This window comes from Maribacter antarcticus DSM 21422 (genome assembly GCF_000621125.1).
GTDB lineage: Bacteria > Bacteroidota > Bacteroidia > Flavobacteriales > Flavobacteriaceae > Maribacter > Maribacter antarcticus.
In genome coordinates this window covers 1058440-1078894 of record NZ_KK211214.1, presented here as the reverse complement: position 1 = coordinate 1078894, position 20455 = coordinate 1058440, and the positions used below count along the sequence as shown (strand labels likewise).

Annotated in this window: 16 protein-coding genes; 13 read left to right on the top strand and 3 right to left on the bottom strand. The window is 30.8% G+C overall.

What is annotated here, in order from left to right:
• The first annotated feature begins 134 nt into the window (after positions 1-134).
• The gene (locus Q360_RS0121185; protein ID WP_027078863.1) at positions 135-1334 is read left to right on the top strand and encodes a site-specific integrase; all 1200 of its coding nucleotides are present in this window, start codon (positions 135-137) and stop codon (positions 1332-1334) included.
• 49 nt (positions 1335-1383) lie between these two features.
• Here Q360_RS0121185 and Q360_RS0121180 read toward each other — a convergent pair whose 3' ends face one another.
• Positions 1384-2880, bottom strand: coding sequence for a P-loop ATPase, Sll1717 family (locus Q360_RS0121180; RefSeq protein ID WP_027078862.1), 1497 nt, complete (start codon positions 2878-2880; stop codon positions 1384-1386).
• Between the two features lie 189 nt (positions 2881-3069).
• Positions 3070-3222: a helix-turn-helix domain-containing protein gene (locus Q360_RS26895; protein ID WP_262493243.1), complete on the bottom strand. Its 153-nt coding sequence runs from the start codon at positions 3220-3222 to the stop codon at positions 3070-3072.
• 166 nt (positions 3223-3388) lie between these two features.
• Between Q360_RS26895 and Q360_RS0121170 the strand changes: the two genes are divergently transcribed.
• The 10 genes from Q360_RS0121170 to Q360_RS0121125 all read left to right on the top strand — a co-directional run bounded on the left by Q360_RS0121170 (position 3389) and on the right by Q360_RS0121125 (position 17151).
• Positions 3389-3898 (top strand): hypothetical protein, encoded by a 510-nt coding sequence (locus Q360_RS0121170; RefSeq protein WP_027078861.1) that lies wholly within the window; start codon positions 3389-3391, stop codon positions 3896-3898.
• Between the two features lie 156 nt (positions 3899-4054).
• Complete coding sequence (locus tag Q360_RS24185) at positions 4055-4399, top strand: hypothetical protein (protein WP_036196359.1); 345 nt, start codon at positions 4055-4057, stop codon at positions 4397-4399.
• A 112-nt stretch (positions 4400-4511) separates the two neighbouring features.
• Complete coding sequence (locus Q360_RS0121160) at positions 4512-5402, top strand: AAA family ATPase (protein ID WP_027078860.1); 891 nt, start codon at positions 4512-4514, stop codon at positions 5400-5402.
• Positions 5386-6366, top strand: coding sequence for a DUF3871 family protein (locus Q360_RS0121155; RefSeq protein WP_027078859.1), 981 nt, complete (start codon positions 5386-5388; stop codon positions 6364-6366). The genes Q360_RS0121160 and Q360_RS0121155 overlap by 17 nt, the downstream gene beginning before the upstream one ends.
• Before the next feature lie 68 nt (positions 6367-6434).
• Complete coding sequence (locus Q360_RS24180; protein ID WP_027078858.1) at positions 6435-6695, top strand: hypothetical protein; 261 nt, start codon at positions 6435-6437, stop codon at positions 6693-6695.
• Between the two features lie 537 nt (positions 6696-7232).
• Entirely contained in the window at positions 7233-8351 is a 1119-nt protein-coding gene (locus tag Q360_RS24175; RefSeq protein ID WP_051554855.1) for a VapE domain-containing protein, read from the top strand.
• Between the two features lie 116 nt (positions 8352-8467).
• Positions 8468-9121 carry an NUMOD1 domain-containing DNA-binding protein gene (locus Q360_RS0121140; protein WP_027078857.1) on the top strand — a complete coding sequence of 218 codons (654 nt, stop codon included), beginning with the start codon at positions 8468-8470 and terminating at the stop codon, positions 9119-9121.
• 77 nt (positions 9122-9198) lie between these two features.
• Positions 9199-11943, top strand: a complete 2745-nt coding sequence (locus Q360_RS0121135; protein WP_027078856.1) for an ATP-dependent helicase — start codon at positions 9199-9201, stop codon at positions 11941-11943.
• Between the two features lie 3 nt (positions 11944-11946).
• Entirely contained in the window at positions 11947-13866 is a 1920-nt protein-coding gene (locus Q360_RS25015; RefSeq protein WP_051554853.1) for a site-specific DNA-methyltransferase, read from the top strand.
• A gap of 3 nt (positions 13867-13869) precedes the next feature.
• Positions 13870-17151: a DEAD/DEAH box helicase gene (locus Q360_RS0121125; protein ID WP_027078855.1), complete on the top strand. Its 3282-nt coding sequence runs from the start codon at positions 13870-13872 to the stop codon at positions 17149-17151.
• 31 nt (positions 17152-17182) lie between these two features.
• Here the strand turns inward: Q360_RS0121125 and Q360_RS0121120 are convergent, their stop codons facing one another.
• The gene (locus tag Q360_RS0121120; RefSeq protein ID WP_027078854.1) at positions 17183-18373 is read right to left on the bottom strand and encodes an AAA family ATPase; all 1191 of its coding nucleotides are present in this window, start codon (positions 18371-18373) and stop codon (positions 17183-17185) included.
• A gap of 974 nt (positions 18374-19347) precedes the next feature.
• On the opposite strand from Q360_RS0121120, the gene Q360_RS0121110 reads away from it, so the two are divergent.
• A complete protein-coding gene (locus Q360_RS0121110) occupies positions 19348-19725 on the top strand; it encodes a hypothetical protein (RefSeq protein ID WP_027078853.1) in 378 nt (125 codons plus the stop codon).
• Positions 19722-20303: a hypothetical protein gene (locus Q360_RS0121105; RefSeq protein WP_027078852.1), complete on the top strand. Its 582-nt coding sequence runs from the start codon at positions 19722-19724 to the stop codon at positions 20301-20303. The genes Q360_RS0121110 and Q360_RS0121105 overlap by 4 nt, the downstream gene beginning before the upstream one ends.
• Positions 20304-20455: the final 152 nt, after the last annotated feature.

Here is a 20455-nt window from a genome sequence, read left to right as displayed (position 1 = left end):
TCCTCCTAAAAGTCAACTTGTCAAGTTTAAAGAATGAAAAAGGTTACCATTAAGGTTACCATTATTATTCTCGAGGTTACCATTTTTGAAATTTGAATTGTATGCCAATTGTTTAACATTAAAATCAATTGGTTATGAACCCAAACAAATTATCTATTCGTTTCGTAATACTCAAAGCGAAAATTAATAAGCAAGGTCTATGTGCTATCTCATGCAGACTTACATTCAAATCTAAAAGAAAAGCATTTTCTACAGGCTTATTTGTAAATCCTGATAACTGGAATGCTAAAAAACAAGTCTCAATTTCAAAATCAATAGCAAGTCAGCAACTAAATACTCAATTACAGATTATTGAGGGAAATATCAAAAAGGAATACTTAAAACTACAGCTTTCCGAAATTGAATTTACCGTTGAAGATATATTTAAACATTATTTAGGTGAACCTAGCCGTCAGGAAACCTTTTTGATAGCCTACTTTAAGAAGTTCCTTGAAAAAAAGAATAATTTAATTGGCATCGACATAGAACTAGCCACCTGGAAGAAATATTATTATGCTTGCATACAGGCAGAATCCTTTATTAGATGGCAGTATAAGAAGCAAGATATACCCTTCAGTAAGCTAACTATACAATTCTTAGACGACTTTGAGTTCTATTTGAAAACAGAGAAGAAACAGCGTCAGGTTACTGTAAACAAGACCATACAACGCTTCAGAAAACCTATTTTAACGGCTGTTGGTGAGGGATATTTAGATAAAGACCCTTTTGTGCTTCATAAGCCAAGAAGGGTCATAAAAGGCGTTATTTTTCTTACTGTGGAAGAATTAGATACCCTTGAAAACTATGAAATTATTCAACCTAGATTACAAGTAGTCAAAGACCTCTTTATCTTCTGTTGTTATACGGGATTGGCGTATCATGAAATGTCTATCTTACAAAGAGAACACATCATAAAAGGCTTTGATGGCAATGAATGGATTCAAATGAAACGCAAGAAAACAGGAAAGATGATTTCTGTACCCCTTTTACCTAAAGCTAAGACAATTTTAGATAAGTACAAGGATGATAAACATTCTGCATTACCAAAATTCAGCAACCAGAAAATCAACTCCTACTTAAAGGAAATTGCTGCCGTTGTTGGCATAAAGAAGCGAATAAGTCATCATATGGCAAGAAAGACATTTGCATCTACTGTGCTCCTTTATAATGACGTACCTATGGAGATTGTGAGTGAATTGCTAGGACACTCAAGTATAAAAATAACCCAAGAGTATTATGGGAAGGTTGTGCAGAAAAGAGTTAGTGAGGAGATGAAAAGGTTGATGAAGAAATAGTTCCTTCTGAGAACTGAACTAGAGCTTTACCGAGAATACGTTGTTGCATCTAGTTATTTTCTAAACTGGTAATACCTCTTTTAATTAGATGCATTAATTTTGGGTCTAAAACGTTAAAAATTTTTTCGTTTTTTGGACCTAATTTTGAATCCTCTTCTACCAATTTGTATTTTACCATAGATTCTACTTTCCCTGTACTCCATCTTGTTTTTTGATTAAAAGTTGTGTTAAAATCTAAAATTGTAATATTAATTTTCCTTGTTCGTAAAATTAAATTTATCATACTAATAACATCTTTATTTTTACCTGTCCTTGATGGGTACATTGATAAATAATCATATCTATTGGCAAATTTTATTAACCCTTTTGACACAGATTCAGTTTCAAAGATTGAAGAATCGCTATTAGAGGTTTGATAATCGTAGATATCGGATAAACATGAAATTAAATCCCTTGGTGATTTATTTGAAATATTAATAACATTATCTTTATCAGCCTCGAGAAGGAATAAGCTTGAAAAGCTTCTTGTATTTCCTGAAAAATGTGAAATTCGTTTATCAATTAATGGCTCCATATCATTTTTCCTCCAACTAATATCTATTTCTTTAAATTTATCGAAGCGCACTTTTTTAGCTAGGATTGGTTTTACTTCTGACCATAAACTAAATGCTATTGCAATGTCATTTTGTAATAACAGCTCGGTATCTGTTAAAATACTTTCTGTAAAACTTGCTATTTTACCTATTTCTTGATTTAACTCTTGAAATTCATCCACTTTGTCGAATAGTACAACAGAAGATTTATAGTAAGTTTTTTTCGTTATTAAATTTAATTTATTTAGAAGTTCTTTCAGGTGACGTTTACTATTTTTAAGTTCTTGTTCTTGATGACTTGCTGAAATATTGATATTATCCATTTCAGACAGATATTCAATATAAGCAGTTTTGGTTTCAACACTATTCAGGTTTAACGAATCTGCAATTAGTTTTGATGTTATTAAAATCCCAGTACCAATCAATGAATTAGTTGGTTTAACAACCCGATTATATAAATTTATGAACCAATTTTTTGTTTTTATACTATTAATATTATCAAATCTTGTTTCGTATTCGGTTTTAGTTATTGGTTGAAAAAAAAGTTTAACTAATAAACACAAAGCTTCTTTATCTTCTTTGTTTAGCATTTTTAAATAAACTTTGTTTTTATCTAAAAACAGGACATATTTAGTTACAAATTCCTGCAAAATTAAATTTAATAATTCAATTTTATTATCAGTCAATGATACTTCATCAAATCGGTCGATAATTATAGTTAAAACTTGCTCTTTTTCTAAATCTGTTTTTAATTTATGAATTATTGAAGATTTGCCGTGCCCCCTTTGACCTAGAATAAATCTACTTGTGCCAGATTTCAAATCATCTAATAAAGTTTGATAAAAAGTAGGTTCATAAAAAATCTCATTATGAAATTCTATTTCTTCTTCTGCAGAAAATTTTGAAAATGGGTTTCTAGAAAACCCCAAACTAAGATTAAGTTTACTTGTCATTAATTTGGTTTAGTATTTTCTTAAATGTTTGCCTACCTGCTTTTATAAATGTAAAATACATTCTAATGCTAAGATAATCGTATAAAATCGATGTGTTAATCTTATTTAAAATTCCTGAAGTTAGGCTATTAACAATAAAATTCCTGCATAAACTCAAGAACAATAGTATTAACATAGATTGTGTTCATTTCAATTTATCCTAATTAATCTAGCTTGAATTTCACTCCTTTTATAGTAAACCCTACCACCAATGCCATGGGCAAGTAGCTGGTCCTTTTTCGTCCAGTTGTGGAGAGTAGACATATTTACCTTGAAATAATTTACTGTTTCTTGCCTAGTCATTAACTTCTGAGGCTCATTCGGCTAAAAATTCTTTTTGATATCCTCCAGTTCTTGCTGAATCAGTGATAGTTTTTCTATAACTGTTTCCATAGCCGTTGGTACATCTTCAAATTTTAAGTTATTCATATTAAAGCTTTTAAAAATTAATCAACTAAAATAACAAACCATGACCGCACAAATAAGAGAGATAATAATAATTAATGATGAACAGCATGGTATGGACTCCACTCCATTAGAACCGTATCTAAATAAGTTATCTAAAGTGCAAAATTTCAATTTCAGAACAACGGCTTGTTGGCGGGGCTATAGAGGAACATGGAAGCTAGAGCATGACCAACTCTATTTAGTATGTTTAGAGGGGAATAAGGTAGATAAAGCATCTAGAACCATTATAGAAGTAGGAATGGAATACTTATTCCCTGGTCAACAGAAAGTTTTTGCAAACTGGTTTTCTGGGGTAATAGCTGTGCCTCATGGAGAGGTTCTTACCTACGATTACGATAATTATTTACCCAGTTACGAACATACTTTGCATCTAACATTTGATAAAGGGATTCTAATTGATTTTAAGTCTGTAGATGCTATGGAGAAAATGGTCAATGATATTCAAATAAAAAAACTAGTTCGAAACCTAAGTTTTTGGGAAAGAATACAAAATTTGCTAGTCAAATTTTAATATTTCATCTCTCTTTTCATGTTTAAAAATTTTCCCAAGATATTTTTTTCAACTCTTTTTTGAAAGTGAGAACGCCCTAACATAGACTTCAACCCCCACCCTTTTATGGTTTTGGGGATACCCCCCGTATTATTTAATCTTTAAAATTTTAGAACTATGGTTACGATTGTAGATTACAAAACCTATCAAAGAAAAGATGGGTCAGAATTCCACGCACTTGTGGTTCAAGGAGGAGTTGAAGCTGTCAAAAGTAAAGAAAGTGGCAAAACCTATTTAACGGCAAAGACTGCCAAGGTACCCTGCACTTTTGATATTATGACCTGTGAAAGCCTTAAAGGAACTACCCTTCCTGGAGGAATCAAAAAAGTGAATGTTGAGCCTTATGAATATGCCATTCCAAGCACTGGTGAAATCATAAATCTAACCCACCGAAACGAATATATTGGTGAGGAAGAAAGTATAGTCAATAATAATGTAATAGATAAGGCACTAGCGGTATAATTACCGTTTTGCATCTACAAGAACAAAGGACCTCTTTTTAGGGGTCTTTTTTTGTTCCAAAGCAGATGACCAAGCCTCATATTTTTAATTATAAACCTAAATAAAAAACATTATGAAATTACAACAAGCACAAAGAAACCAAGTAAAATTAAGGCTTGGACTCAGTGGAGCTAGTGGATTTGGTAAAACCTATTCCGCATTGCTTTTAGCTTATGGCATAACCAATGATTGGTCTAAGATTGCTATTATTGATACAGAAAATAACAGCGCAAACCTTTACGCTCATCTTGGCAGTTTTAACGTATTGCCCTTGAATGAGCCCTATACTCCAGAACAGTATATAAATGCCCTTAAAACATGTGAAAAGGCTTCTATGGAGGTCATAATCATCGATAGTATTACCCATGAGTGGCAAGGTAAAGGTGGTTGCCTACAGATACATGAACAATTAGGAGGAAGGTTCCAAGACTGGGCTAAAGTTACACCAAGGCATCAAGCATTTATTGATGCCATTTTACATGCAAAATGTCATGTAGTTACTACGGTAAGGCGTAAAGTTGACTATTCCATGGACTCTACTTCAAATGGGAAGACAAAGGTGGTCAAACATGGTTTAAAAGCCATTACACGTGAAGGTTTCGAGTATGAACTGACAGCAAACTTCGAGCTGATAAATGAAAATCATTTGGCAAAGGCATCTAAGGACAGAACGGAATTATTTTCTGGAAAACCTGAGTTTGTTATAAATGCATCTACGGGTAGAAAGTTGATGCAATGGTGCAATCAAGGATTGTCGGTAGACCAAGCTAGAAAAGAAATAGAAGTTTGCACAACCATAGAGGGGTTAAGACATTTGTACCAAAAGTATATTGGATTAAAAGAACTGACACACCCTATAATCATTAATCGTAAGGCTGAATTGGAAGCAATTCACAGCCAAGTAGTATCCAAAAAGGAAATTATTAACCCATTAAAAACAAAAGAACATGGAACTAATAACTAATCACAATCCGTATTCTATGATAGAAGATGTCGCAGAGCCTATGAATAATTCAACCAGTCCATTTATTGAAGCCAATACACAAGAGGTCTCTTTGGAACACCTAAAAAATGATTGCATTATTCCAGTTTTTTCAAAAGACAACGAAACTACTATTTCCCACTACCAATTTATTAACCAAGCTCAAGAAGCGATGACGCGTCTTTTTCCTGATATGGGGATTGCAGTACCTAAAGTTAGGATTAGTCATGTGGTGAAGGGTAGAATACCATCAGCAGTAGGGAAACCAGCTAAGGAACTTTTGGCACATGAGAAAACCATTTACTATGAACGCTGTGCTTTCATTATTGAAGTGCCAGGAATGAAGCATACGGTCAATGGCAATGAGCTTAATTTAAGTATTGGAGGTGTAAGGGCTTACAATCAAGAGAACTTGTATAGTGGGAAATCCCTAGAAAAATTCAAAATCTTCATTGGGTTTAAAAATAGCGTATGCACTAACCTCTGCATCAGTACGGATGGTTTTTCAAATGAAGTGCGGATTGGTTCTATTCTTGACTTAGAACACCAGATGGGGCCATTGTTTTCTAACTATAACACGGAGCAACATTTGGGTATAATGGTAGACATGAGCAAGTACAAACTATCTGAAAGGCAGTTTGCACATTTTATCGGGAAACTACGCATGTACCAACATTTGGATAAAACAGAACAAAAAACGGTATTCCCAATAGCCTTGAATGATAGCCAAATAAACAATGTGATTAAGAACTATTATGGCTGCCCCAATTTTGGAAGGAGTCCAGATGGTTCCGTAAACCTATGGAATCTGTACAATATGTTCACCGAAGCAAACAAGAGTTCCTACATAGATAGCAATTTTGAACGCAATGTAAATGCGTACGAGTTAGTGAATAACCTAGGGAATTCCATTCAAAATGGAACTTCCAATTGGCTCTTGTCATAATTATATTATAGCCATTTGCATCTTTTCCAAATTTTAAAGGTTGTGAATAGCATCTACAAAATAAAGATATGACAGATAAACAATTGGCTGAAATATTGAAATACAGCTCCCCTAACGAACTTTACATAGTTACCTGGAACAACCTTTTAAAACTGCTTATAACCCCTTTTAAAGTATCTGTAACAAAGGACTTAGAAGGGTTTAGCTTAGGAACAATTTTGTGGGTGGACGAGGTTAAGGTGACAATGGAACTGAAAACAGTGTTTATCATTATGGGTAAAGCGTACAATTACCATCATTTTGATATTCTGCACGAAGTTATCGAATAGCTATAGATATTAAGCAGTCATGCTGTATTTTGGATAACCAAGCTTTTGAGACGGTTCCTGCTTTATCAAAGAACCACTGAAAATGATTTTGAGCTCATTTAGTAGAATTAGGAGGGCTAATTTATGTCTTCCTAATTCTCTTTTTAGTATGAAAAAATAATTTTTTTAATGACACATAATAATCTTTTAAGTTATTGATTGTCATGTTATTAGTTACAAAATAATTACGATTTTACTTGCTTTTTTCGTTTATTTTTTGTATATTTACTACTTATGATTAACTGCAATTATGCGCAGTATTCTTTCCATAACAATTTCAGAATACCACTGATTTTATCGTCAACAGACTAGAAACGATAAATCAAGTTATATGAAATAGTCAAAATAATTATTTATTCCGATTTAGTGAAGTAAAGGATTTGAAACACTAACACTCGATAATATACCTATGGGTAAAATCGAGGCAATTACTCTCGGCAGAATGGAACCAAACGAAGATGAATAGGAGAGCGAAGAAGTTATTTTAAAATTACAATTATGGAAATAGAAAAATTTCTAAACGAAAAATATATATTTAAATATAATGACGTATTAGGTAGAACCCTTTATAAAGATATCAATGGAAATAAGGAGTTCAAGTTGCTTCAAGATTACAAGCTAAACTCTATATACAGGGAATTAAAGAACAACGGTATAAGTACGTCTGTACAAGGTCTAAAAAGCTTGTTATTATCTGATTATGTACCCAAATTTGACCCCTTTAAGGAATATTTTCAAAACTTACCACAATGGGATGGTCATACAGATTACATCCAAAAACTGTCTAAAATGGTGAAAACCACCGATGATGAATTATTTCAATGGGCGTTTAAAAAATGGATGGTTGCATTTGTAGCTTGTGCCATTGAGGTGGGATCAACGAATCATTCAGTATTAATACTTACAGGAAAACAAGGTTCAGGTAAGACTACTTGGCTGACCAATTTAGTTCCATCCAAATTAAAGGAATACTGCTATTCAGGGAAGATTAAACCTGACAATAAAGATTCTAACATCTTACTCTCGGAGCGTATATTAATTAATATGGACGAATTGGCATCCTACACCAAAAATCAGGTTGAGGCATTTAAAGAATTAATTACAAAGGACACGGTTAGTGAACGCAGGGCTTATGGCTATTTTACTGAAAATTACGTTAGAAGAGCTTCTTTCGTTGGGAGTTCCAACCATAAAGATATTTTAATAGATGTCACTGGAAATAGAAGGTTCTTAGTGTTTGAGTCCTTGGATATAGATTATTTAAGAAAGGTAAACATGGATAATGTTTATGCTCAAGCTATGTCATTATTAAAACAGGGTTTTAAACACTTTTTTGACATAGAAGATATTATTAAGATAGAGGCAAACAATGAGCAGTTCAAACAGACCGATATTGAGGAGGAATACTTTGATAAGTACTTCAGAAAGCCAACGGCTAACGAAAGTGAGACCATCTCAAAAATGAATGCTTCCGAAATAATAAGCTACATAAAGGCTAGAGCTAACACTTATTTGAGTTTGAATGCTATAAGTTTTGGTAAACTTATTAAATCAAAAGGATTTCAAACCATGAAGGTGGATGGTCTTAATAAATATCTGGTAGTAATAAAAAAGTAAAAAGGTAACTAAGGTAGGTTAGGTAAGTTGTTTTTATGAGATGAATATTTAGTATAGAATAAGATTTCCAAGGTTTGCAAAAACTTCTGACCCAACCAACCTTTCAAAAATTAAAAATGATGAAAGGAATAATATACAAAGTAACAAATACTAAAAATGGTCATTCTTATGTAGGGGCAACCTCCGACTCTCTAAATGAGCGTCAAAAAGATCATACAAAAAGAGCTAATAGAGGGGAACCAAATAAGTTTCACAATGCCATTAGCACCTATGGTCCTGAAGCCTTCACCTGGGAACTGATTGATACGGCAAATTCAACTAATGAATTAGCGCAAAAAGAAAAACAGTACATAATGGAATACCAATCAATTGAAAAGGGTTACAATTCTGATACAGGAGGAGGATTTAAAAAAACAGTATATCAGTATGATTTGTTCACTGGTAGATTGAAGAACACGTTTCAATGCTTAGATAATGCTGCAAAAGAAGTAAACACCACCAAACAGCACTTATCTAGGGCTTGTTTAAGTATAAATAAAAGGTTTGCTGGGTACTTTTGGAGTTATGGCTATAATGAACCCTTCAAACCTGAAAAGGATGCTAGAAGGAAGGAAGTACTGCAGTTTAATTTAAATGGCGTTTTATTAGCCAAGTATGTTTCTGTTTCTGAGGCATCTAAACTAACAGGATTGTCTAAAACCTGTATATCCAAGTGCTGTAGAGGCGAACGTGGACAAAGTAGACGATTTGTTTGGAAGTATGTTAACTAAAATTATTCAGAAAGGCAGTCTTTGAAATGCCTTTCTGTATTTTTATAAGATATGTAATTCGAATACTTTTCTTTTAGATGCAATACACCAAAGAGCAAGAAATTGCTATAAATACTATTAAGGATAATCTACAAATTATTGCTTGTGCGGGTGCTGGCAAAACACAAGTAATAAGCCAACGTTTAGTAGAAATACTCAAACAAGATAATGTTGAGCCAAAAAACGTTATTGCTTTTACTTACACAGAAAAAGCAGCTACAGAACTTAAAACAAGAGTATTAAAGTTATGCCGGGAACAACTTGGCGATATAAAAGGGCTTGCTGATATGTATATTGGTACAATTCACTCTTGGTGTTTACAAGCTATCCAGGATAACATATTTAAGTATCAAAAATATTCCATATTAGATGATATTAAACAAAAACTGTTTGTGGATAAGTATTATAATTTTATTGGAATGGCTTCTGTTGGTATGGACAGATATAAAGACACAGGTCGTTTTCTTGCAATTATGTCATTATTTAGAGAAGCAGAATTAAATGAAGGAGTTGTGTTACCAGATGAATGGGAAGATGCTGTTAATAGTTATGAAGAAACACTTCACCGACATTCATATTTTGACTTTACAATGATTATGACCGAGGTTATAAAAAACCTAAAGTCAAATAAAGATTTTCAAGATAATATTTTAAGTAATCTTAAATATTTAGTGGTTGATGAATACCAGGATGTAAACCCAGTTCAAGAAAACCTAATAGAAGAATTATCAAAATCAAACTGCAATATATGTGTAGTTGGTGATGATGACCAAACATTATATGAATGGCGTTTATCTGATATTAAATATATTCAGCAATTTAAAGAACGTTATAAGGATGTTAGTTATATAAAATTAGAAGATAATTTTAGATCATCAAAAGGTATTATTGATTCTGCATTAAAGTGTATTACAAACAATACAAAACGCTTGCCTAAAATAATGAATGCTAAAGGTCACCAGCGATTTAAAGATGGTGATATAATTTATAATCAATATGAAGATGTTGAAAGTGAAAATCAGTTTATAGCAGAAACAATTCTGAAATTAAGAGGTAAAGAATTCCAAGACAAAAATAAAGGAGCATTAAGAGGTTTAGATTATTCAGATTGTGCAATTTTATTAAGAACCTGGAAAAAAGCTGTCTCGATAATGGAGAAGTTAGCAGAACATAATATACCATTTGTTGTAAGTGGTGTAAATAACCTATTTGAAAGACCAGAGATTAAAGCATCTAAAGCAATTTACCAATACTTAAACAATGATATTGAAGAAGATACATTAAAAGCATATTGGGAAGCTGTATCAGATAACATAGAAAGCGAGAATTTAGATTTAGCTATTGAAGCAATCGGTAAAAAGAAGCCAAAACCAAAAATGTACTTTAGTACGTTCAATATCCAGGAAATATTTTGGACGTTTATTGAAAAAGCGAAGTTATCAGAAGAGGTTTTTGTAGATAAAGACCATGCAGGCTTTGTCGGCAATGAAATTAATGAAGTTATCTATTATAATCTTGGTATGTTTTCTCAAATAATCAATGATTTTGCAACAATTCATTTTAAAGATAAACCAATATATAAACTAAAAGGGTTTTTAAATTTTTTAAACTATTCGGCAGATGGTTATTATCCAGAAGGATGGTTAAACAATAGCTATAAAACGCCTAATGCTGTTCAATTAACTACTATTTTTCAATCTAAAGGTTTAGAGTTTCCTATTGTCTTTGTGCCCGGTTTAAATAAAAACTACTTGCCCATTAAAAGACCAGGAGGCAAACAAATATGGCATTTTATTGAGCGAGACTGGATTAAAGACCAACATAGATTAGAAGTAAGTGAAGAAGCTGAGAGACGTTTGTTTTATGTTGCAATTACCCGTTCTCAAAAGTACCTTTTTATAACGAGAAGTAAAGAAAATAGACTATATCAAAAAGAATCTCTATTTGCAAAAGAAATAAGTAATTCGGAATATATCATTTCAGATAAAAATCCTGATTATTCACATTTAGCAAATTTAACACCTACAACTAAAAAAGAAGCTGGTGCAATACAATTAAACTTTTCTGTTTTAAAGGCATTCTTTGATTGTCCTTATCGTTTTAAACTAATTAGTTTATACGGTTTCGTTTCACCAATTACAGAACGTATGGGATATGGTAATTCCATACACAATGTTCTAATGGAAATGCATCGCAGACATTTAAGCGGTGAGGATGTTTCAAGTATTAATATAGATGAGTTAGTAGAAAGTCATGTACACATACCTTATGCTACTAATATTGTTTTAGAAAACATAAAAAAAACAACAAATAATGTAGCAAAAGCATACCTGGAAGAAAACCATAAAGAATTTGATAATATAGAATATGCTGAACAAGAAATTCAAATAGATTTAGGCGATGGCATTATGGTAAATGGTAGAATGGATTTAATCAAGAGAATTGATTTAGATGGTAATGAAAGTACTACTATAATTGACTTTAAAAGTAAAAAAGAATCACAAGACCAAGATATTACAATGGAGCAGCTATCTATGTATGCGCTTGGTTATAAGGAACTAACAGGTAAAACAGCAGACCGACTTCAGATATTTAATTTAGATGAAGATAAAAACTCAAAACACACACAGCGTTTAGACAACTCAAAAATTAATGAAATAAAAGAACGCATCATTACTTCTGCTAACGATATAAGAGAAAATAAATTACAGAAATCTTGCCCACCAACGACTTGTACCAACTGTTGGCAAAGACAATTATGTTCTGGTATAAAAGCAAATTAAATTATGGCTAAAAAATATAAAGGTTCATTAAGTCTGGAATGGTTTAATAAACAAAAAGCAATAGTAAATCTTGACGAGAATAGCATTAAATCAGCAAATGATATTTCTGCACCTCGTATTAATTGGATTAATAAAGATGAAGCCTTATTCTATGAACTAAATGAAGAAGAAGGAAAAGGTAATAAACCATATTGGGTAAATAGAGATGACATACGTGTTAAAGAAGCAAGACCTTTAGTGTTTCAAAAAGGTTTTAAAGCTGTGGAGCAAGATAAAGAAGGATCTTTACCTAGTACAGATTCGGAATATACTATTAAAGAAATTTTGAACGAAGAAGATACAACAGATATAGAAAATATCTTAATTAAAGGGGATAACCTTTTAGCATTAAATACGTTAAAAAAACATTTTGACAAGTTACCAGATAATGAAAAAGTCAAATGTATTTACATAGACCCACCATATAACACAGGTGCGGCTTTTGACCATTATGATGATAATTTAGCTCATTCAGAATGGTTAACTTTAATGCGAGATAGATTGTTAATCTTAAAACATTTACTAAAAGATGATGGTTGTATTTTTATACACGTTGATGATAATGAAGTTTTTTATTTAAAAGTATTGATGGATGAAATCTTTGGTAGAGACAGATTTGTAAATTCAATTTCAGTCAAATCGTCAACACCAAGTGGTCCTAAAACAGCTCATAAAGACAAAACTATTCTAAAGCAAAAAGATACCATTCTTTTTTATAAAAACTCAGACCGTATAAATATTAATCCACAATATAAAAGAAAAGAGAGATGGGACACACATTTCAATTATATAGTTGATAAAGCAAATAAAACAGTTTCTTCTTTGAAAGAGTTCTTAATTGAACAAAGTATTCTCGAATCAGGTCAATCTCTAAAGGATATAGATTTATCAAATAAAACACACTATAAGTTTATAATGTTAAATAAAGGTGTGATTTGTCAGACTCAATCTTTTAAAAATGAAGAAATAAAGAATAAATCAAAACAACTTAAAGATAAAGTTTTAATTATAAATGAAAATGAAAGTAATGAATCTATGTTTTATAATGGAAGACAACTTTCACCACTTTCATCAAGTGTTAATAAGGTCTTTTATAATAATAAGTTAAGAGATGATGTATCAATATTACTTTGTGATTTTTGGGATGATATTGATTTTCAAAACACTCAAAACGAAGGAGGAGTTTCATTCCCTACATCAAAGAAACCAGAAGAATTATTGTATAGAATATTGAGTTTAGTTACAGAAGAAGGTGACATAATTTTAGATTGTTTTGGTGGAAGTGGTAGTACTTTTGCGGTAGCTCATAAAATGAACAGAAGATGGGTTGGTGTTGAGCTTGGTAACCACGCTGATACTCATATATTGCCTCGTTTGTCGGATATTGTTATAGGTACAGAACAATCAGGAATATCTAAATCTATAAATTGGAAAGGTGGTGGCTCTTTTAAATATTATCATTTAGGAGAATCTATTATTAGTATAGATGAAGAAACTAAAAAAGGAGAATTTAATTGGTCTTTAGGTAAGCAGTTTATTCAAGAGTCTTTACTACAATCGTATGATTTCGTTGTGCAAGATATAAATGTATTTCCTGCTCAAATATTCCAAGATCAAGCAAATAAACCAACAGTTGGTAAATTGTCAGGTTCTTCAAATAAAGCTGTATATGGTTTAGCCTTTTTAGCAACACCACAAGAAAGTAATTTAACAATTACAAACGAGGATGTTAAAACCATCTACAGTACTTTAAGAAAGCAACCAGATTTTCAATCATTAGTTATTTATAGTAACAAAGGTATTGACATAGCACAAGATACAATCCCATCAGATTTGGCTATTATAAAAGTACCTCACGCAATATTTTCAGAATTAGAAAGATAGAATATGCCAGTAATTAAACCATATTACCAAGAGTTTAGAAAAACTTTACATTCTAAATTAGAAGATATAAAAGGTAGAATTGATACAAGTGCTGGAGATATATTTGGCAATCTTACACCAGAAGCATCCTTTTTTAAAGATTTAGCAGAAGGTGTTACTAAATACCAATTTAGATATTACCAAAAAGAAGCTATCTACACACTTCATTCTATATATGCTCAAGCAATAGATGTTTGTAGGTCACCAGTATCAATCCAAAATAATGTTTTAAGAAGAAAAGAGTATTTACACATAAAACCATTACTAGAAAAGGTAGATAAAGAAACGGGTAAGTTAGCACCTTTTATTGGCTATGAAATGGCAACTGGTTCTGGTAAAACTATGCTAATGGGAGCTACAGTTTATTACTTAAATAAATACCATAATGTCAAAAACTTTCTAATTGTAACACCATCATCAACAGAAATCTATAAAAAAACAATTCGTAATTTTACAAAGGGTACAGCTGAAACAGTCTGGCATGATGAAGTACCTTTTAAATTTAATTTGATTACAGGTGATAATTATAAAGACACTAAAGACTTATTTGCGACGGATACAGATGCTAATATATTTGTATTTAACATAGATAAATTTGGTACAAATGCTACTCAAACTAAAAAGCAATGGGAAGGTTCTGATTGGAAAGATAAAGAAGGTAATACAATTAGCTTATTAGAATTTTTAGCTCAAAATGATTTAGTTATAATAACAGATGAAGCACATCATGCTCAAAGTACGAAAGCAAAAAAAGTAATTAATGAGTTTCATCCTCTAGCAGTTATTGAGTTTACAGCAACAGCGGTAGAGACTGAAAGAAACCAGAAAAAGAAAAATCAAACTATAGTATATAAGTATGATATTAAAAGGTTTTTAGAAGATAAGTATGGTAAAAAAGTACGTGTTTTGGCGTTGCCAGGACAAGAATCTAAAAAAAGAGGTAAAAAAACAGAATTATCAGATATAGAAAAATATAAACTGCACACATTCTTTTTAGTGCATTTAGTAAAAAAGAAAGCACTAAATAGCGATGTTATATGTAGAGACTTAAAGCCTATTGGTTTTGTTAAAGTAAAAAATGAAATTGTATTTGCAGAAAAGGTTGAGACTTATATTAAAAATGTTTTAGCAACAGATATTGATATTATAGAAGTTATTTTAGAAAAGGCAAAAGCTGAAGATACCGAAACTACAAATCTAATTCTGGATATGTTTGAAAAGGATTACAATTCAGATATTTCAGTATTACTAAAGGAAATTAATAAAGTTGCGCAGACTTCAATATTACTACATTCTAAATCAGATAAATTTGTTAAAAAGCAATTTGATGATATTAAAAAGAATAATGTAGAAATTGTAATTTTTATTGATATGCTAAATGAAGGAATAGATATGCCCAATATTTATTCAATGGTTATTATTAACGACACACCTTCAGAATTTAAAACGTCTGTAAAACAAATTGTAGGTCGTGGTGTAAGACTTAATAAACTTCAAAGAGATTATGACGATGTTCAAAATAATGACCTATTAACACATACAGAAAAATTACATATTATTTGTGACAAAGGAGCTTCTTTTGAAGAGGTAGTATTACAGATTCAACAAGAATTTGGTTTAAATGACAAAACTTTTGCAATGGAAAGAGGTGCAGAAGAAGTTATTGAGAATAAAATTAAATCAGAAAAGCTAAAAGGTATTCAAATACCTAAAATCACTATAGATTTTAAACGTAAGCAAGGTGCTAATATTCAAGATGTTATTACGAATTATGATAAGATTATTAAAGACTTTTTAATATCTAATTCATTTAATAGAGAAATAGATTCAGCAAACAAGAGCTTTTTAAAATATACACCAAATAGTTTCTTTACCGAAATTGACCTATTTACAGATGAAAATATATTTCATAAATTAGGAGAAGACCAAGATTGGAATTATGATACCTTAGAAATATCTGAAAAAGATATGAAAGAAGTATATGGTAGAGTATTAAAGGAATTACAAGCAATACCGGATGTTCCTAAAACATATACAACATTCCAACAGTACGGTAAACTATTAAATGATGTAGGTTTTTATTTCTATAATTTAGATGATGTAGATTATAAATTGGCTATAAATAGATTTAAAGACAGTTTTACATACTTCTATATACATTATGTTGAGAATGAGTATTTTGAACTTGACCTTGATACATTAGATTCAGAATCAAATACCTGGTTATTACAGAACGAGTTTAAAACAGAAAAGATTAAAATTCGTACTAAAGACAAAAACAACGATTCAAGAAAAATAAAAGATAAGGATGAGTTAGTTGCGCTTATTAAGAATGGATATTATTTCTATGGTTATGAAAATTCAGCTTACGATTATGACAAGTTTGATTCATTTCCAGAAAAGCAGTTAGCAGATTATGTAAATTATCTAATCGAACAAGAACCTGATAAAGCAGAACCTTTTTGGTTAAGAAACGAGCGTAATATCCATTTTAAGTATGGTACGCATAAGTATTTTCCTGATTTCATCTTCTTCTATAATAAAATAATTTACGTTATTGAGATTAAGGGAGAAGCATTTTCAAATGTAAAAAAGAACAGGTTATTATTAGAGTTGAACAATGTTGAAGGCATTGGAAAAGTAGATAATTATATTGGTATGGTTGTCTTTGAAGTTCAGATGAAAAATCTTAATGATTTAGCTAAATCATTTGATGTATTTAGAGCAGAAGCAGAAGAATACTTTAATCAGCTACAAACAAAATCGGAAGTAATTGCTGAAGATGAAGTGCCTGCTGAACTTAAATTTAAAGAATATATACCGGCATATGAGGCTAAACAAGCATATTCAAAATTCATTCTACATAAAGATTCAAAATCTTTAAAATGGTTAAAAGTTAAACCTGGTGTATATTCAGAAAATGTATTTGCAACTATGGTTAAAAATGATGATTTAGGTGAAGAATTTAAAAACAAATGGGTGTTATTTGACAATACACCATTAAAACCTGAAGAATTAGAAAACAAAACTATTTTAGCTTATCATCCTGGTATTGATGATGATTCATATAAAAAGCAAGGCTTAACTATAAAATCTTTTAATTATCAGGAGGTTACTCGAAAAATTGGAATGTTTGATGAAACAGTTCGTACTATAATTTTATCAAATTATATTGAAAAGAAAATTAAAGTAGAACAAAAAATAGATGAATTTAAAGTAATAGGTGTTAAATTTCAAATTAGCTAATAGAGTATGCTTTAATTGGCACAGAAAAGTCTTAGCCCTTGTAGTCTTGTAAAATTTTATTGACAGTAGATTTTCCAATTTCATACTCGGTACCTTTCAATTCCTCTTCAATTTTCCTTACTGACATACCCTTATTACTAAGTTCTCTTACTTTATTAATCAGTTTTGGATTGGTAGTTTTACTTTCTGTTGATGTACCCCTATTACCTGTATAAGAGAAAAGTAAATCTTTTCCAAAGTCAAGTATGTAACTTTTGTTTTTGTGTTTTAGTTCCAGAAAATTTGCTTTTAATACCCATAAATCCTTTCTATTGGGATTATTGTTCTGAGGCTTAAGCTCTATAACGGACCTCATTTTAGCCTCAAATGCCTGAGAACCTATTATATTATCCTTTGAGGGTATTTTAGAATTTGTTCTTTTTCCTGTATGGTGTAAAAAAAGAATCAAAAAACCATATTTCTTGGCTAATTGATCATATCCATTTAGAAATTGTCTTACCTGAGTATTGGCATTAATTTCCTTAGTGAATACATCAGCAAATGCATCTATGATCACTAAATCTACAGGTTGCTTTATAAGCTTCTTCTCTAAGTTCTTTAATAGATTATCTGAGTCGAACATAAAACTAAGTTTGCTAAGTAGTTTTACATCCAGTTTGCTCTTTTCATTCTTTAGATGGTTTATTTGTTTCCTAATAGAATAGCTTACAGTATGCGAATCATCCTCTGTGCTTACATAAATGACACTATTATACTTACATTCCAATTCAAAACCTAAAAAAGTTTCTTGCTTCAAAACTATAGCGAGACTAAGTTGTCTAAGAAAAGTAGATTTTCCAGAATCAGAAGTACCTACTAAAGCAGCAATACCTACTTTTTGAAAAAATGGATTTAATAATTTCGGGACTTCCGCGATATTTAAGTTATAAAGGTCTAACGCAGTATATATTGACTTATCTTGGAATGTTTGACCAACAGCTGACTTTGACTTTAGTTTTGTTGGTTCTGGTATTTTTTCCTGTAGATGCTTTAACTTTGAAAGGTTAACTAAGTTTTGTTTACGTATTTTTAATTGTAGTAATGGAGCGGACTCTTTTTTAGCAATAGTGGAGGCGATAATTTCATCAAACTGCTGATCACTGCATTTTAACAGAAATGTATGTAATGATTTAAATTCTGGTTCATTACTAAATAGTTTATTTATTATTACAGTTCTACTCATAAAAAAATGTGTCCATTTTATTTATACTATAACGGACAGGACAGCGTATATTGTATTATTATAAAAATAAAAAGGCATACAATTCGGATCCCTAAAAAGTTGACAATTTGGCAAAAGGTTGGATATAAAGAAGTTACTGTCCCGGGTTCGAGCCCCGGCCAGGTCACTACTAACCCACTGATAATCAGTGGCTTACTTAGTTTTAGACCCTTTCTTCACAACCGCTTCTCAACAAATTATTATCACATAACCCTGGTTATCAATTAGTTAAATAGATAGTTTAAATCATAGATATTATTGCTTGTTATAGTTTGTCTTTGTTGCGTTAAAATGACAACAGACTGAATAGAATATATTTGTAGTTTGCACTTAGTATAATTATACTAAGTGTAAATAAATTTTATACTAAATATAGAATGTTTAAATGCATTGTAAGCAAGTATGATTCTAAATGGATTACTTATTCAATAACTCTCCTGTCTTGAATTCTTTTTTTTCTATTATTTTACTTTTTTTTGAAACCTCTACCTCTACAAAGAACATATGGAGGGCGTAAAGCGAGTATTTAGTATCTATAAGAACCATATTCTCTAAATGCTTACCATTGTCCCAGAGTTCTTTCTATTGCTCTTCATCTGATAGTGTTAAATAATCATATGGACCCATGTTTTAAAAAAACTATACTTACACAATGCTATTCAGACAATATAATGACGACTCTAGGTTTTGGTTCTTAAATACCAAGTTTTGAAGGTGGTTGTTTACATCAGCCTTAATAATAGCATTTATAGCGGTAACACTTAAAGTATTCGGGTTTGTAGACTAGAATTAAAGAAAATTAATACTTGGACTTTTAATCATCAGTTAGCAGGGCTAAAAAAACTATTTATTTATAAAGAACTTTTTACAAAGGCTTAAAGTTTAAATAATTAATTTATTTTTAGCACTCGAATAAATCAAAAAATAAATTATGAATGTCTAGAGGTAAGAAAAAAGAAGAGCACAACCCCTACACTCCAAATTTTAATTTTGTAATTTTAAAATTATTATCAAAAGCTTTTGATAAAGGTCAACTTTTTTACATGGTTTTTGGATTAATTATTGTAATCTCAGTAATGAAAATACCGGGTGGTGAAATACTACCGTTCATCGAAAATGTAATACAACTATTGGAGAATTTTAGTATATTAGGATGGGCGTTGTTCGTTGCAATAGTCTTAATTTCAACATTTAGGGTTAAATACTTAAAAAAGATACACCAATTTGAGATAGATAGGATATCCGAGAAAAAGACGGAATTGCAAAACCATCTATCTAGTAGAGAACTATCATCAAGTAAAAAAGACGTATGACATATGTATTTGTAATATTCGTTGTTCTTGGATTATGGCATTTGTATTATGAACAAGTAATTTCCGAAACCATAAAGCAAGGTCTTAAGTATAAATTTTATAAGTTGCGAGATGACCTTAGATCGGAAAATATAAATGGAATCGAACATAAAAATGATAAAATATTATTTAATATTCTAGATGACTCGATAAATAGTTTGATTTATTCCATTGATGATATTACTATTACAAACTACATGTTACTTAAAAAAGAGTACAAGAAGGATAAGGCTTATAAAAAAGTTTCCGATTACGTTCTTAACTTAACTGAAAAATCTAAAAACAATAGATTAGTAAATATAGAAAGAGAAATGACTGAATTAGGCATTAGTGCATTAGTAGCGAACCATGGTGGTCTATTTCCTTACTTATGCATACCTATGTTTATATGGTACATCGTTTCAGTTATTAAAAATCAAGTTGGAAAGCTTAAAAAAGAAATTGAAAACATCAGCTCTAGAATGGTTTTTAATTCTGCCCAAAAAGTTAGATACACTCCAAGTGGTAGAGTCAAAGTTGCAACAATTATTCATAACTAATTTTTAATACCTAAAAAATAAATCTATTAAAAGGGACTTAAGAAGTGTGAAATTTACTTCGCGCTAAATAACCCTCTATAATAATTCTCTATTTTAGAATACTTTTTCATAGATAATTCGAATGAATTGTTTTTAAAATCTTATCCACTTTA

What these genes read in the sequence shown, in the direction of transcription:
- Q360_RS0121185 (WP_027078863.1), top strand. Translation starts at nt 135, where the DNA reads ATGAACCCAAACAAATTATCTATTCGTTTCGTAATACTCAAAGCGAAA.
- Q360_RS0121180 (WP_027078862.1), bottom strand. Translation starts at nt 2,880, where the DNA reads ATGACAAGTAAACTTAATCTTAGTTTGGGGTTTTCTAGAAACCCATTT.
- Q360_RS26895 (WP_262493243.1), bottom strand. Translation starts at nt 3,222, where the DNA reads ATGACTAGGCAAGAAACAGTAAATTATTTCAAGGTAAATATGTCTACT.
- Q360_RS0121170 (WP_027078861.1), top strand. Translation starts at nt 3,389, where the DNA reads ATGACCGCACAAATAAGAGAGATAATAATAATTAATGATGAACAGCAT.
- Q360_RS24185 (WP_036196359.1), top strand. Translation starts at nt 4,055, where the DNA reads ATGGTTACGATTGTAGATTACAAAACCTATCAAAGAAAAGATGGGTCA.
- Q360_RS0121160 (WP_027078860.1), top strand. Translation starts at nt 4,512, where the DNA reads ATGAAATTACAACAAGCACAAAGAAACCAAGTAAAATTAAGGCTTGGA.
- Q360_RS0121155 (WP_027078859.1), top strand. Translation starts at nt 5,386, where the DNA reads ATGGAACTAATAACTAATCACAATCCGTATTCTATGATAGAAGATGTC.
- Q360_RS24180 (WP_027078858.1), top strand. Translation starts at nt 6,435, where the DNA reads ATGACAGATAAACAATTGGCTGAAATATTGAAATACAGCTCCCCTAAC.
- Q360_RS24175 (WP_051554855.1), top strand. Translation starts at nt 7,233, where the DNA reads ATGGAAATAGAAAAATTTCTAAACGAAAAATATATATTTAAATATAAT.
- Q360_RS0121140 (WP_027078857.1), top strand. Translation starts at nt 8,468, where the DNA reads ATGATGAAAGGAATAATATACAAAGTAACAAATACTAAAAATGGTCAT.
- Q360_RS0121135 (WP_027078856.1), top strand. Translation starts at nt 9,199, where the DNA reads ATGCAATACACCAAAGAGCAAGAAATTGCTATAAATACTATTAAGGAT.
- Q360_RS25015 (WP_051554853.1), top strand. Translation starts at nt 11,947, where the DNA reads ATGGCTAAAAAATATAAAGGTTCATTAAGTCTGGAATGGTTTAATAAA.
- Q360_RS0121125 (WP_027078855.1), top strand. Translation starts at nt 13,870, where the DNA reads ATGCCAGTAATTAAACCATATTACCAAGAGTTTAGAAAAACTTTACAT.
- Q360_RS0121120 (WP_027078854.1), bottom strand. Translation starts at nt 18,373, where the DNA reads ATGAGTAGAACTGTAATAATAAATAAACTATTTAGTAATGAACCAGAA.
- Q360_RS0121110 (WP_027078853.1), top strand. Translation starts at nt 19,348, where the DNA reads ATGTCTAGAGGTAAGAAAAAAGAAGAGCACAACCCCTACACTCCAAAT.
- Q360_RS0121105 (WP_027078852.1), top strand. Translation starts at nt 19,722, where the DNA reads ATGACATATGTATTTGTAATATTCGTTGTTCTTGGATTATGGCATTTG.